The 14135-nt window shown below is 63.9% G+C and carries 10 protein-coding genes; 5 read left to right on the top strand and 5 right to left on the bottom strand.

What is annotated here, in order from left to right; genetic code table 11:
* Positions 1-4: 4 nt before the first annotated feature.
* Entirely contained in the window at positions 5-1420 is a 1416-nt protein-coding gene (locus C3F42_RS17695) for an acetyl-CoA carboxylase biotin carboxylase subunit (RefSeq protein ID WP_023630199.1), read from the bottom strand.
* Between the two features lie 204 nt (positions 1421-1624).
* Here C3F42_RS17695 and C3F42_RS17690 point away from each other — a divergent pair, with 204 nt between their 5' ends.
* On the top strand, positions 1625-2572 hold the full coding sequence (locus C3F42_RS17690) for a LysR family transcriptional regulator (RefSeq protein ID WP_177410854.1): 948 nt from the start codon (positions 1625-1627) through the stop codon (positions 2570-2572).
* Here C3F42_RS17690 and C3F42_RS17685 read toward each other — a convergent pair.
* Both C3F42_RS17685 and hexR read right to left on the bottom strand, forming a co-directional pair.
* Complete coding sequence (locus C3F42_RS17685) at positions 2514-2732, bottom strand: PA3496 family putative envelope integrity protein (RefSeq protein WP_081941302.1); 219 nt, start codon at positions 2730-2732, stop codon at positions 2514-2516. The genes C3F42_RS17690 and C3F42_RS17685 overlap by 59 nt on opposite strands.
* 136 nt (positions 2733-2868) lie before the next feature.
* Complete coding sequence (gene hexR, locus C3F42_RS17680; RefSeq protein WP_023630201.1) at positions 2869-3735, bottom strand: transcriptional regulator HexR; 867 nt, start codon at positions 3733-3735, stop codon at positions 2869-2871.
* Between the two features lie 103 nt (positions 3736-3838).
* Here hexR and zwf point away from each other — a divergent pair, with 103 nt between their 5' ends.
* Positions 3839-5281 (top strand): glucose-6-phosphate dehydrogenase, encoded by a 1443-nt coding sequence (gene zwf, locus C3F42_RS17675; RefSeq protein WP_094010885.1) that lies wholly within the window; start codon positions 3839-3841, stop codon positions 5279-5281.
* On the opposite strand, the gene C3F42_RS17670 is transcribed toward zwf, so the two are convergent.
* Positions 5278-8139 carry an EAL domain-containing protein gene (locus C3F42_RS17670; RefSeq protein WP_094011058.1) on the bottom strand — a complete coding sequence of 954 codons (2862 nt, stop codon included), beginning with the start codon at positions 8137-8139 and terminating at the stop codon, positions 5278-5280. The genes zwf and C3F42_RS17670 overlap by 4 nt on opposite strands.
* Before the next feature lie 253 nt (positions 8140-8392).
* Between C3F42_RS17670 and uvrD the strand changes: the two genes are divergently transcribed.
* From uvrD to C3F42_RS17655, 3 genes are all read left to right on the top strand, one after another.
* Positions 8393-10576: a DNA helicase II gene (uvrD, locus tag C3F42_RS17665; RefSeq protein ID WP_038707073.1), complete on the top strand. Its 2184-nt coding sequence runs from the start codon at positions 8393-8395 to the stop codon at positions 10574-10576.
* A gap of 161 nt (positions 10577-10737) precedes the next feature.
* Positions 10738-11586 (top strand): Tim44 domain-containing protein, encoded by an 849-nt coding sequence (locus C3F42_RS17660; protein WP_104444682.1) that lies wholly within the window; start codon positions 10738-10740, stop codon positions 11584-11586.
* A gap of 113 nt (positions 11587-11699) precedes the next feature.
* Positions 11700-12107, top strand: coding sequence for an SMI1/KNR4 family protein (locus tag C3F42_RS17655; protein ID WP_023629684.1), 408 nt, complete (start codon positions 11700-11702; stop codon positions 12105-12107).
* Between the two features lie 143 nt (positions 12108-12250).
* Here the strand turns inward: C3F42_RS17655 and C3F42_RS17650 are convergent, their stop codons facing one another.
* A complete protein-coding gene (locus tag C3F42_RS17650; protein ID WP_023629683.1) occupies positions 12251-14011 on the bottom strand; it encodes a cation:proton antiporter in 1761 nt (586 codons plus the stop codon).
* Positions 14012-14135: the final 124 nt, after the last annotated feature.

Raw genomic sequence — 14135 nt, 5'->3', positions numbered from 1 at the left:
TTCCTCACAGGCCTGCGTGGGCGGCGATGGCGGCGGCGATGGCCAGGGCCAGCTCTTCGGGTTTGCGCTTGATCGAGTAGTTGGTCAGTTCAGGGTGGCTTTCGACGAAGCTGGTGTTGAACTGGCCGCTACGGAATTCCGGGTTGCGCAGGATTTCCTGGTAGTACGCGGCAGTGGTCTTGACCCCCTGCAGGCGCATGTCGTCCAAGGCCCGCAGGCCGCGGTCCATGGCTTCTTCCCAGGTCAACGCCCAGACCACCAGTTTCAGGCACATGGAGTCGTAGAACGGGGGAATGGTGTAGCCCGTGTAGATCGCCGTGTCGGTACGCACACCCGGGCCGCCCGGGGCGTAGTAGCGGGTGATCTTGCCGAAGCTGGGCAGGAAGTTGTTCTTCGGGTCTTCGGCGTTGATGCGAAACTGCAAGGCAAAGCCGCGGTGCTGAATGTCTTCCTGCTTGATCGACAGCGGCAGGCCGGAGGCGATGCGGATCTGCTCGCGAACGATGTCGATGCCGGTGATTTCCTCGGTGATGGTGTGTTCCACCTGCACCCGGGTGTTCATCTCCATGAAGTACACCTCGCCATCGGCGAGCAGGAACTCCACGGTACCGGCATTCTCGTAGTCCACCGCCTTGGCCGCGCGCACGGCCAGGTCGCCGATGTAGGCACGCTGCTCAGGGGTCAGCTGCGGGCTCGGGGCGATCTCGATGAGTTTCTGGTTGCGGCGCTGGATCGAGCAGTCGCGCTCGAACAGGTGCACCACGTTGCCGAAGCTGTCACCGAGAATCTGCGCCTCGATATGCTTGGGGTTGACTATGCACTTTTCCAGGAACACTTCCGCCGAGCCGAAGGCCTTGGTGGCCTCGGAAATTACCCGGGGGAAGTTCTGTTCCAGTTCCTCGCGGCTGTTGCAGCGGCGAATGCCGCGCCCGCCGCCACCGGAGGTGGCCTTGAGCATCACCGGGTAACCGATGCGGTCGCCTTCCTGCAGGGCTTCATGAATATCGGCGACGTTGCCTTCGGTGCCGGGGGTGACCGGCACGCCGGCCGCGATCATGGTGCGGCGCGCTTCGGTCTTGTCACCCATGCGGCGAATGACGTCGGCAGCCGGGCCGATGAACTTGATCCCGCGTTCAGCGCAGATCTCCGCCAGTTCGGCGTTTTCCGACAGGAAACCGTAGCCGGGATGCAAGGCATCGCAGCCGGTCTCGACAGCAAGGTTCACCAGCTTGCGCGGGTTCAGGTAGCCGGCCAGGGGCTCGGCACCGATGCTGTAGGCCTCGTCGGCGCGCTTGACGTGCAAGGCGTGGCGGTCGGCGTCGGAGTAGATCGCCACGGAGCGAATGCCCATCTCGGCGCAGGCACGCACGATCCGTACTGCAATCTCACCCCGGTTGGCGATCAGGATTTTTGTTATCACTGGAGTCTTCCCAAAGCCGTAGGAACAGACGATCCGGTTCTACCGGTCGGCGCGTGACCAAACGTCGCTGGCCAGTCGCATATCCACCCTAGCGCTGAAGGTCGATAAACAAAAATCAATATTTGTTAGAGGCAGCATAAGCAAAAGCTTATAGTTGGGTAACAAGGTTTTGCCGGAGCACCGCAAAAAATGCGCAAGTCATTGATGCGTATGACTTTACGTCAGCTGCAGGTCTTCAACGAAGTGTGTGATTTGCGCTCCTACAGCCGGGCGGCCGAAGAGATGGCGCTGACGCAACCCGCCGTTAGTCTACAGATCCGCCAGCTCGAGGAGCTGGTTGGCCAGCCGCTGTTCGAGTATGTCGGCAAGAAGCTCTACCTGACCGAGGCCGCCGAAGCGCTGCAACGCACCAGCCGGGATATCTTCGGGCGCCTGGAGAACCTCGACATGCAGCTGTCGGACATGCAGGGCTCACTGCAGGGTCAGCTGAAACTGGCGATCGAATCCAGCGCCAAGTACTTCGTGCCACACCTGTTCGCCGCCTTCAAGCAGCGCCACCCGGAGGTCAACCTCACCTTGACGGTGGTCAACCGTGCCCAGGCGATCAGGCGCCTGTCGGACAACCGCGACGACCTGGTCATCATGTCCATGGTGCCCCAGGACATGGGCCTCGAGTTCCTGCCCTTCCTGAACAACCCGATCGTCGCCGTGGCACCGCCGCAACACCCGTTGTGCAAGCCGGACAGCCTGCGCCTGCAGGATCTCGAGCCGCACACCTTGCTGGTCCGTGAACAGGGTTCGGGCACCCGCAAGGCCTGCGAGGAGTTTTTCAAGGACAAGCGCGTGCATTTCACCCAGACCCTCGAGGTGGCCTCCACCGATGCCCAGCGCGAATGCGTGGTGGCCGGGCTGGGCATCGCCCTGCTGACCCGTCATGCGGTCAACATGGAACTGGCCACCGGCATGCTCAGGGAGTTGCCGGTGGAAGAACTGCCGTTGTACCGCAGCTGGTGCCTGGTGCAGTCCCGGAGCAAGCGGCAATCGCCGGTGGCCCTGGCGTTTCAAGCGTTCATCCGCAGCGAACGTGCAATGATCAGCGGGCTTGTTGAGCGTTTCTCGGGGAAGTTGCCGCCGATACCTGCCACACCGTGAGGTCCTGCAGGTCGGGGTAGTCGGCCAGTTCGCGCAGCAACTGGCGCTGGTCGCAGTAGCATTCGATCGCGCGGCGGTACTCCATGCGGCGCTGATCCTTTTCCTGCTGCTTGCGAGCCTTGGCGTTGGGTTGGTACACACCGTCGTGATCACGTGCCATTGCCTGTCTCCCAGAAAGGATGCGGGGAGTTTCAGACTGGCTTCGGTGGTTTACGGTTTGGCGGTGGATTGGTGACGAAATGATGAAATCTGCATGGGCGCGGGCCAGCCCGATCCCATGCGAGCACAGCCTCGAATCAGTCGTCGGTCGCCTTGATCGACTTGGGCGACAGGCGCAGGCTGCGCAAGCTGCGCTTCACGCTCTTGAGGTGGTTGACCAGGCTCGGCCCGCGCGCCATGGCCACGCCCATGGCCAGCACGTCGATCACCACCAGGTGGGCGATGCGCGAGGTCAGCGGCGTGTAGATTTCGGTGTCCTCATGCACGTCGATAGCCAGGTTGACCGTCGACAGCTCGGCCAGCGGTGTCTGGCTCGGGCACAGGGTGATCAGGTTGGCACCGCTCTCGCGCACCAGGTTGGCGGTGATCAGCAGGTCCTTCGAGCGCCCCGACTGGGAAATGCACACCGCCACATCGCCCGGCTTGAGCGTGACAGCCGACATTGCCTGCATGTGCGGATCGGAGTAGGCCGCCGCGCTGAGCAGCAGGCGGAAGAACTTGTGCTGCGCATCCGCCGCGACCGCGCCCGATGCACCAAAACCATAGAACTCCACGCGCTGGGCCTGGGCCATGGCCGTCACTGCCTGCTGCAAGGCTTGCGGATCGAGGTGCTCGCGTACTTCCATCAAGGTATGCAGGGTGGTGTCGAAGATCTTCAGGCTGTAGTCAGCGACCGAGTCGTCTTCATGGATGGCGAACTGACCGAAGCTGGCACCGGCAGCCAGGCTTTGCGCCAGCTTGAGCTTGAGATCCTGGAAGCCCGAGCAACCGATCGCCCGGCAGAAGCGCACGATGGTCGGTTCGCTGATACCCACGCTGTGCGCCAGATCGGCCATGGAGCTGTGCATGACGGCAGCCGGATCGAGCAGCACATGGTCGGCCACTTTGAGTTCCGATTTGCGCAGCAGGTGCCGCGATTGGTCGATATGTTGCAACAGATTCACGGGCTGGACTCGGTTATGATCGGCGTGCCGGGATGTAGCTTTCTTGTAGTTATACTACATGCTTGCCAACCCGCCCAGCTAATCGAACGTGGAGAGTGGTGGTTTGACGATTCCTTGCGACATTCTGGTCTTCGGCGGCACGGGCGACCTGGCCCTGCACAAACTGCTCCCGGCGCTCTACCACCTGTATCGCGAATCCCGCCTGCACACCGCCGTGCGGATTATCGCCCTGGCCCGACGCAACCTGCCGCGCAACGACTACGTCAAGCTTGCCGAGCGCCATTGCCGGGCGCAGGTCGCCCGCCAGGACTTCGACGAAGACGTCTGGCAGCGCTTTTCGGCGCGGCTCGACTACTTCCCCATGGACGCGGCGCAGAGCGCTGACTTCGGCCGCCTGGCCCGCTACCTGGGTGAGCCCGGCGGCCTGACGCGGATCTTCTACCTGGCCACCGCGCCCAAGCTGTTCGTGCCGATCGCCACTCACCTGCGCATCGCCGGCCTGGCCGACAGCGAAGCGCGCATCGTGCTGGAAAAGCCCATCGGCCACTCGCTTGAGTCGGCCACCGCGATCAACGAAGCGATCGGCGCGGTGTTCGACGAGTCCCAGGTCTTTCGCATCGACCACTACCTGGGCAAGGAAACCGTGCAGAACCTCATGGCCCTGCGCTTTGCCAACGCCTTGCTCGAGCCGGTATGGCGCAACGGCCAGGTCGACCATGTGCAGATCAGCGTCTGTGAAACCCTCGGCGTGGAAAACCGCGGCGCCTACTACGACCGTGCCGGCGCTACCCGCGACATGCTGCAGAACCACCTGCTGCAACTGCTCTGCCTGGTGGCCATGGAGCCCCCCTCGCAGTTCGAGGCCGAAGCGGTACGCGACGAGAAGGTGAAGATCCTCCGCGCCCTCAAGCCCATCACCGGCCAGGACGTCCAGGACAAGACCGTGCGCGGCCAATACGGCGCCGGCAAGATCGGCGGCCAGGAAGTGCCGGCCTACTATTTCGAGAAGGACGTGGACAACGACAGCGACACCGAAACCTTCGTCGCGGTCCAGGCGCACATCGACAACTGGCGCTGGGCCGGCGTGCCGTTCTACCTGCGTACCGGCAAGCGCATGGCGCGGCGCTCGTCGCAGATCGTCATCCAGTTCAAGCCCGTGCCGCACGAGCTGTTCAGCGGCGGCCAGGTCAACCAGCTGCTGATCCAGCTACAACCGGATGAGCACATCAGCTTGCGCATGATGACCAAGAGCCCGGGCAAAGGCATGCGCCTGGCGCCGGTCGAGCTGGACCTCAACCTGGCCCAGGCCTTCGCCCAGACCCGCCGCTGGGAGGCCTACGAACGGCTATTGCTGGATGTACTCGAAGGCGATTCGACGCTGTTCATGCGCCGCGACGAGGTCGAGGCCGCGTGGGCCTGGATCGACCCGATCCTGCAGGGCTGGGAGGAGCACTTCCAGGCGCCGCGCCCTTACCCCGCCGGCAGCAATGGCCCGGAACAGGCCAACAGCCTGTTGGCGCGCCAGGGCCAGGCCTGGCACGCCTAGCCCAACAGGTCGGCGGTCGAAAGCCCTAGCAGCGCTTTGAACGACGCGGCATCGACCGGCCGGCTGATCAGGTAGCCCTGCACCTCGTCACAGCCGTGCTCGCGCAGGAACTGCAACTGTTCACGGGTTTCCACCCCTTCGGCCACCACCTTCAATTGCAGGCTCTGCGCCATGGCGATGATCGCCCGGGTAATGGCCGCATCTTGCGTGCCTTCAAGCAGCCCGCGGATGAACGCCTGGTCGATCTTTACGTAGTCGACCGGGAAGCGCTTGAGGTAGCTCAGTGACGAGTAGCCAGTGCCGAAATCGTCGATGGCCAGCTTAACCCCCAGCGCGTGTAGCTGCTCGAAGGTGGCGATGATGTGCTCGACACTGTCCAGCAACTGGCTTTCGGTCAGTTCCAGCTCCAGCAGGTGCGGCGCCAGGCCGGACTCCTGCAGGACCTGGCGCACCAGGCTGACCAGCTTGCCCTGGCGCAACTGGTACACCGACAGGTTGACCGAAACACGCACCTCCAGGCCCTGGCGCAACCACTCGCAGGCTTGCCAACAGGCCTGGCGCAGCACGAACTCGCCCATGGGCGCGATCAATCCGGTTTCCTCCGCCAGGCCAATGAACTCGCTGGGTGGCACCATGCCCCATTGCGGGTGCTGCCAGCGTACCAAGGCCTCGGCCGCGTGCAACTGACCGGTGCGCAGGCACAGCTTGGGCTGGTAGTAGACCAGCAGCTGGCCTTCGTCTATGGCCTTGCGCAACTGATTCTCCAGCTGCAGGCGCTCAAGGGTGCTGGCACGCAGGCTCTCGGTATAGAACTGGAAGCTGTCGCCGCCCAGATGCTTGGCATGCTGCTTGGCCATGTCGGCCTGGCTTACCAGGGCATTGAGGTCCAGGCTGGCATCGGACAGCAGGCTGATACCCACCGAGGCGCTGATCACCACCTCGTGCCCGCCCACACGCTGGGGCACTCGCAGTTTGTCCAGCAACCGGGTAGTGACGCGCACCAGGCTGGATAAGTTGGTATAGCCGTCGAACAGCACCGCGAACTCGTCGCCGGATAGGCGCGCCACGGTATCGGCTTCGGGCACCGCGTTGGCCAGGCGCTGGGCCATCTTCTTCAGCAACTGGTCGGCCAGCTCATGACCCAGGCTCTCGTTGAGCAGCTTGAAGCGGTCCAGGTCAACATGCAGCAGCGCCAGGCTGCGGCCATTCAGACGCATGCGTTGCGCCGCCTCGTGCAGACGCAGGCGGAACAGCGCACGGTTGGCAAGGCCGGTGAGGTCATCGTAGTGCGCCAGATAGCGCAGGCGCTCCTCGGATTCGCGGCGCGCCGACAGGTCGGTGAAGAAGCCGACGATATTGACGATACGCCCCCGCACATCGCTCACGCTGTTGAGCTGCAACCATTGGGGATAGAGCTCGCCGCTCTTGCGCGCCTCGACCAACTCACCCTGCCAGCGCCCCTGCTGGTCCAGCGCCTGGTCGATGGCCTGGCTGTGGCGCCGGGCGTCGCGGCTGCAGGGTAGCTCCAGGGCGTTGCGGGCGATCAACTCGGCCCGGCCGTAGCCGGTGACATCGCAGAAAGCCTGGTTGACCGCCAGCAGCTGGAAGTCGGCATCGAGAATGGCGATCCCCTCGCTGGCTGCCTCGAACACCGTCGCGGCGAGCCGCTGCTGCTCCTCCTGCTCCTTCTGTGCGGTGATGTCACGGCGGGTGCCCAGCATGCGCAGGACCTTGCCCTGGGCATCGGATTCCACCGCCCGCCCACGGTCCTCGATCCAGCACCAGTGGCCTTGGGCGTGACGCACCCGGTACTCGACCCGGTAGTCCTCGGTGCGCCCCTTGAGATGTTCGACCAGCGTGCGCCGCAGCACCGGCAAATCATCGGGGTGCAGCCGCGGCTTGAGGTCGGCGCGTACCGAACGCACCTGGTCGGCATCGAGGCCGAACAGGGCATGCAGTTGTGTGTGATGGACTTCGTCGGTCTCCAGGTTCCAGTCCCACAGCCCCAGCTCGCTGGCCTGCAGGGCCAGGGCCAGGCGCTGCTCGCTCTTGCTCAGGGCCTGGTTGGCCTGGTCCAGCTCATGGCTACGTTCGGCCACGCGCTGTTCAAGGCCGGCATGGGCCTGGCGCAGGTCGTCCTCGGCCTGACGGCGCTGGGCGATTTCGGCGCTGAGCTTGCGGTTCAGGCCCTCGCTGTGGCGCTGGGCGCACTGCAGATGCTCGATCAGCGCCTGGTTCTGGAAGCGGCGCAGCAAGCCACGCTCGATCAGGCGATTGACCTGCCAGGCCACCACCATCAGCGCTACCAGCAGGATCAGCCCCAGCCAGCCCCAGCCACGCTGGTGCCCGGCGTCATAGACGAAGAGAAACGCGATCGGCGGCAGCAGGCACGGCACCGCGAAGCTGAGAAACGCCGGCAGGCTGACCGCGTAGGCGACACTGGCCGACAACGCCGCTGCCCCGAGCAGGCCGAATACCCAGGCCTGCTGCACGAAGTTGTCCGCCGGCGCCAGGGCGATCACCGCACTGGCCAAGGTCAGGCCGCTGAACGCCGAACCGAGCAGGAACATCCTCCGCCAGGCTGGCTTGGCCTGGCGAACCGGTGTCGCCGATTCGAAGGCCGCCACCTGGATCACCCGCAGCACCACCAGTGCCAGCAGCCAGGCCATCCACACACCAACCAGCAGATAGCGCCCAGGGCTCCACAGCAGCCAGGCGCTGAGCAGGCCGTTGAGCAGCATGAACAGGGTGGGCAGCAGAGAGCCCTGGTACAGCAGGCGAGTCCGCTCGATCGACAGCTGGGTGGCGAATTGCCTGCGAACGCTCCGTGTCGTCTCCGGCGATGCTCCGATCGCCATGCAATCCTGGGTCATATGGCTGGATTCTTTTGAGTTCTTGTTATGGCTGACCACAAATGTGCAGGGAGAATACACAAGCGTCGCGTCAGACCAAACTGCTCTACGTCATGATTTGGAAAATGTCTCGTCCGTCCAGGTCTGACCGCTCAACCACGCGGCGCTGCCAGCAGCGCCGATGAACGGTAGATGGCCTGTGCGGTGATTTGCAGCGCGGGCGTTTGCCCCTGCCTGCGCGCGGCCATAGAATGCCCGCATGCATAATGACGACCTCTCCCTCCTGCTGAACTCCCTCAACGACGCCCAGCGCCAGGCCGTGGCGGCCTCCGTCGGGCGCCAACTGGTGCTGGCCGGCGCCGGCTCGGGCAAGACCCGCGTGCTGGTGCACCGTATCGCCTGGCTGATCCAGGTCGAGCAGGCCTCGCCGCACTCGATCCTGTCGGTGACCTTCACCAACAAGGCCGCGGCGGAAATGCGCCAGCGTATCGAGCAACTGCTGGGCATCAACCCGGCCGGCATGTGGGTCGGCACTTTCCACGGCCTGGCCCACCGCCTGTTGCGGGCGCACTGGCAGGAGGCAGGGCTGGCGCAGAACTTCCAGATCCTCGACAGCGACGACCAGCAACGCCTGGTCAAGCGGGTGATCCGCGAAATGGGCCTGGACGAGCAGAAATGGCCGGCACGCCAGGTCCAGTGGTTCATCAACGGCCAGAAGGACGAGGGCCTGCGCCCACGGCATATCCAGGCCAGCGGCGACCTGTTCCTGGCCACCATGCGCGACATCTATGTCGCCTATGAACAGGCTTGCGACCGCGCCGGGGTCATCGACTTCTCCGAGCTGCTGCTGCGCGCCCTCGACCTGTGGCGCGACCACCCGGACCTGCTCAAGCATTACCAGCGCCGCTTCCGCCACCTGCTGGTGGACGAGTTCCAGGACACCAACGCCGTGCAGTACGCCTGGCTGCGCCTGCTCGCCTCCGGTGGCGACAGCCTGATGGCGGTGGGTGACGACGACCAGTCGATCTACGGCTGGCGCGGCGCCAAGATAGAGAACATCCACCAGTACACCGCCGACTTCCCCGACGCCGAGTTGATTCGCCTGGAGCAGAACTACCGTTCCACCGGCGGCATCCTCAAGGCCGCCAACGCGCTGATCGCCAACAACAGCGGACGCCTGGGCAAGGAACTGTGGACCGACATGGGCGAGGGCGAACCGCTCACGCTCTACGCCGCGTACAACGAGCACGACGAAGCGCGCTACGTGGTCGAGACCATCGAAAGTCTCATCAAGCAGGGCAACGCTCGCGACGAGATCGCCATCCTCTACCGTTCCAACGCCCAGTCGCGGGTGCTGGAAGAGGCCCTGCTGCGCGAACGCATCCCCTACCGCATCTATGGCGGCCAGCGCTTCTTCGAACGCGCCGAGATCAAGAACGCCATGGCCTACCTGCGCCTGCTCGAAGGCCGCGGCAACGACGCGGCGCTGGAGCGGGTGATCAACGTGCCGCCACGCGGCATCGGCGAGAAGACCGTCGAGGCCATCCGCGAACACGCCCGTCACAGCCAGCTGTCGATGTGGGACGCCATGTGCCAGCTGCTGGCCGCCAAGGCCCTCAAGGGCCGCGCCGCCAGTGCGCTGGGCGCCTTCATCGAGCTGCTCGAGAACCTCGCCGCCAAGGTGCTGGACATGCCGCTGCACCTGATGACCCAGACCGTCATCGAACAGTCCGGCCTGATCATCTACCACCAGGAAGAAAAGGGCGAGAAAGGCCAGGCCCGGGTGGAAAACCTTGAGGAACTGGTCAGCGCGGCCCGCAACTTCGAGACCAGCGACGACGACGCCGACCTGTCGCCACTGTCGGCGTTCCTCGGCCATGCCTCGCTGGAGGCCGGCGACACCCAGGCCGACGAGCACGAGGACAGCATCCAGCTGATGACCCTGCACAGCGCCAAGGGCCTGGAGTTCCCCTACGTGTTCCTGGTGGGCATGGAGGAAGGCCTGTTCCCGCACAAGATGAGCCTCGAAGAACCCGGCCGCCTCGAAGAAGAAAGGCGCCTGGCCTACGTGGGCATCACCCGGGCGATGCGCCAGCTGGTCATGACCTACGCCGAGACCCGTCGCCTGTACGGCAGCGAAACCTACAACAAGGTGTCGCGTTTCGTCCGCGAGATTCCGGCCGGGCTGGTGCAGGAAGTGCGCCTATCGAACACCGTCAGCCGCCCGTTCGGCGGCGCGAAGACGCCCGCGAGCAGCCTGTTCGCCAACGCCAGCATCCCGCAGACCGCCTTCAGCCTTGGCCAGCGGGTGCAGCATGCGGTGTTCGGCGAAGGCGTGATCCTCAACTTCGAGGGCTCCGGTGCCCAGGCGCGGGTGCAGGTGAACTTCTCCGAAGGCAGCAAATGGCTGATGCTTGGTTACGCCAAGCTGGAAGCCATCTGAACCCAATCGCGGGGCTTGCCCCGCGATGACCTTTCAGACAACGCCCGTCTGCATTCCCGACTATCAGGCAAAAGCTCGAAACATGTTGTCGCTGGCTATGTCTGCTGGTTCATGTGCACCATGACGCGCGTGCAATCCACACAAACGGGAACCCCCAACTTATGCAACGTTTTCTTAGCATCGCTCTGGCGCTCTGCGTCGGCCTGACGCTGAGCCTCGACGCCAACGCCAAGCGCTTCGGTGGCGGCAAGAGCTCGGGCTCCGCGCCTATCCACCAAACCCGCCAGGCTACCCCGACCACCCCTGCCGCCGCCCCGACCGCGCCAGGCCGCGCACCCGCTGCCGCCAGCGGCGCCTCGCGCTGGCTGGGCCCGCTGGCCGGCCTCGCCGCCGGTGGCCTGCTGGCCTCCATGTTCATGGGCGATGGCTTCGATGGCATGCAGATCCTCGATTTCCTGATCATGGGCCTGATCGCCTTCCTGGTCTTCCGCTTCATCGCCGCGCGCCGCCGCCAGCAGCAGCCGCAACACGCTGCAGCCGGCCATGCCCCGTACCAGCGCGAAGCCCAGCCGCAGGCCGCCCCGCAGTCGATCTTCGGCGGTTCCGCCGCACCGGTTGCCGCGCCTGCGATAAACGCCCCGGCCTGGTTCAACGAAGCCAGCTTCCTGGCCGCCGCACGTTCGCACTTCCAGTCGCTGCAGCAGCACTGGGACGCCAACGAGATGGACAAGATCGCCGAGTTCGTCACCCCGCAGATGCTCGAGTTCCTCAAGCGTGAGCGCGCGGAACAAGGTGAAGGCTTCCAGTCCACCTACATCGACGACCTCGATGTGCAACTGGACGGCGTAGACGACCGCGCCGACCAGACCGACGCCACCCTTACCTTCCGTGGCGTGTCGAAGACTTCGCGCTTCGACCAGGGCGAAGTGTTCAGCGAAAGCTGGCACATGGTTCGCGCCCAGGGCGAAAACCAGCCTTGGCTGATGGCCGGTATCCGCCAAAACGGTTAACCGTCGCACGTTGCAGAAAAAACCCCGGGCCTGTCCCGGGGTTTTTGCTTTTGCCAGAGCGGCCTACTAGGGTATAACGCGCAGCGTTGTCATAAGGTCAGAGGATGTGAACCGTGGAAGAAGTGATCGAACAACTCCGTGAAGCCAACGAGCCGGTACCGGTGCCGCTGGAACTGCCGGACGAGGATCAGCTGGTCGAGATCGAGGAAGAGCTGTTCATCAACATCCCCTTCGTGTTCAAGGAATACCTGCTGACCGTCAGTGACGTGGTGTACGGCAGCCTCGAGCCGGTCACCGTGACCGACCCGCAATCCCACACCTACCTGCCGGAGGTGGCGGCCAATGCCTGGGACGCCGGCGTGCCCCGCGACCTCATACCGATCTGCCAGGACGGAGACGATTTCTACTGCGTCGAAGAGGACGGCACCGTGGTGCTGTGGTCCGGTGAAGAGGAAATCGTCACCGAGGAAAGCTGGGAATCGGTCTGGCACTGGGCGCGGGATGTCTGGCTGGAAAGCTGAATGAGAAATACCCGCACAAAGTGATGGCTTATAGCTACCAATCACTCGTAGAATCGCCAGGCTCTCTGCGCCTGGCGACACTGCTACCGCTCCATCCCCTCGGACGACGGTGAAATCTTGCGCAGAAAGCGTTAACCGCTCCCTCAGTGCGAATGATCGCGGCTGTTCTCCAGCGTCTCCAGCAACGCCACCTGCATTCGCGTATGCACACGGATCAGCCAGCGCCACAGCAGTGCCACCACTACCGCCGCCACTACCGCGATGATCAGCAGCAGTTCGCTGGTGGGCAGAATGCTCGCCGACAAGGCTGACAGTAGCAGGAAGATCACCAGCAGTGACAGCAGCGGAATCACCTCGGCGATCACCCGTCTTACGCGCTGGGTATGTCGCCCCGCCATCTCCGGCTTGACGCCCATCTCTGCCAGCAACATCGACAGTGCCTTGAGCTTGCGGTACGCGGCAATCAGGAACGGCAACGACAGCAGCAGCGCCGCGCCCCAGATCAGCGCCTTCTGCTGACCGGCGTCCGTCACCCATTCGCTGAGCCAGACGCCGATACGCCCGGCGAAATAGCCGCCACTGAAGAAGATCGCGATCACCAGCGCCAGGTTGACCCCGACCTGCAACAGGATGCGCCGGATCATCGCCGCCAGCATGGCCCCCTCGCCCTGGGGCTGGATGCTGCGCAACCACTCGCCGTACAGCGAAAGCACCCGCGCCAGGCGGCTGGGTACCACATTGCCCAGCTTGATCGACAACGGGTCGGCAGCGCGGATCAGGTAGGGCGTGAGCAGGGTGGTGATGGCCGATACCGCCACCGCGACCGGGTAGAGGAAGTCGCTGGTGACCTGCAGGGTCATGCCCAGGGCAGCGATGATGAAGGAGAATTCGCCGATCTGCGAAAGCCCCATCCCCACACGCAGCGAAGTGCGTCCATCATTGCCGGCAATGAACGCCCCCATGCCGCAGGAAAGCATCTTGCCCAGTACCACCGCCAGGGTGATGACCACGATCGGCCAAGCGTATTCGAGCAGGATCGACGGGTCGATCATCAGGCCGATGGCCACGAAGAAGATGGCACTGAACAAGTCGCGCACCGGCTCGATCAGGCGCTCGATCTTCAGCAGCTCGCGCGACTCGGCCATGATTGCGCCGATCAGGAAGGCACCCAGCACCATGCTGTACTCGAGCTTGACCACCAGCAGGCAGAAGCCGAAACACAGGCCCAGCACGGTAATCAGCAGCATTTCGTTGCTTTCGAACTTGGCCACATAGGCCAGCAGCCGCGGCACCAGCAAGATGCCGATGACCAGCGCGACGATCATGAACAGCGACAACTTGCCCACGGTCGAGAACACCTCGCCGGAGCTCACCGTACCGCTGACGGCGATGCCCGACAGCAGCGCGATGATACCGATGCCGAGAATATCCTCGACGATCAGCACGCCGAAGATCAGTTGGGCAAAGCGCTCGTTCTTCATCTTCAGGTCGTTGAGCGCCTTGACGATGATGGTGGTCGAGGAAATCGCCAGGATCGCCCCGAGGAACAGCGAATCCATGGTGTTCCAGCCGAACCAGCGACCTATCTCGAAACCGATCCAGATCATCAGGACGATTTCCAGGAAGGCGGCGATGAACGCCGTGGCACCGACCTTGAACAGCTTGCGCAGGCTGAACTCCAGGCCCAGGCAGAACATCAGGAAGATCACTCCCAGTTCAGCCAGGGTCTTGATGGTGTCTTCGTCGTGTATCAGCCCGAACGGCGGCGTGTGCGGCCCGATGATGAAGCCGGCGACGATGTAGCCCAGCACCACGGGCTGCTTGAGGCGATGAAAGAGAATGGTGACCACCCCGGCAACCAGCATGATCACCGCCAGATCCTGGATGAAGCTGATGGCATGCATGGCGTGTTACTCCTTGTTTTCGATGCTGGGGGCGAACCGCTCCTCTGCTGGGAAGACCCTGGGCGCGGAGCAGGCACATACTGTTGTGATTGACGCGAAAGCCCACGTTGCATGGGCGTCGTCA

This window comes from Pseudomonas sp. PONIH3 (genome assembly GCF_002934345.1).
Classification (GTDB): Bacteria; Pseudomonadota; Gammaproteobacteria; order Pseudomonadales; family Pseudomonadaceae; genus Aquipseudomonas; species Aquipseudomonas soli.
The sequence above is the reverse complement of the archived record's forward strand: the minus strand, read 5'-3'. Positions and strand labels throughout refer to the sequence as shown.

Bases quoted from the DNA above. Each gene is read 5' to 3' on its own strand.
- C3F42_RS17690 (WP_177410854.1), top strand. From the start codon at position 1,625: ATGCGTATGACTTTACGTCAGCTGCAGGTCTTCAACGAAGTGTGTGAT.
- C3F42_RS17685 (WP_081941302.1), bottom strand. From the start codon at position 2,732: ATGGCACGTGATCACGACGGTGTGTACCAACCCAACGCCAAGGCTCGC.
- C3F42_RS17670 (WP_094011058.1), bottom strand. From the start codon at position 8,139: ATGGCGATCGGAGCATCGCCGGAGACGACACGGAGCGTTCGCAGGCAA.
- uvrD (WP_038707073.1), top strand. From the start codon at position 8,393: ATGCATAATGACGACCTCTCCCTCCTGCTGAACTCCCTCAACGACGCC.
- C3F42_RS17660 (WP_104444682.1), top strand. From the start codon at position 10,738: ATGCAACGTTTTCTTAGCATCGCTCTGGCGCTCTGCGTCGGCCTGACG.
- C3F42_RS17650 (WP_023629683.1), bottom strand. From the start codon at position 14,011: ATGCATGCCATCAGCTTCATCCAGGATCTGGCGGTGATCATGCTGGTT.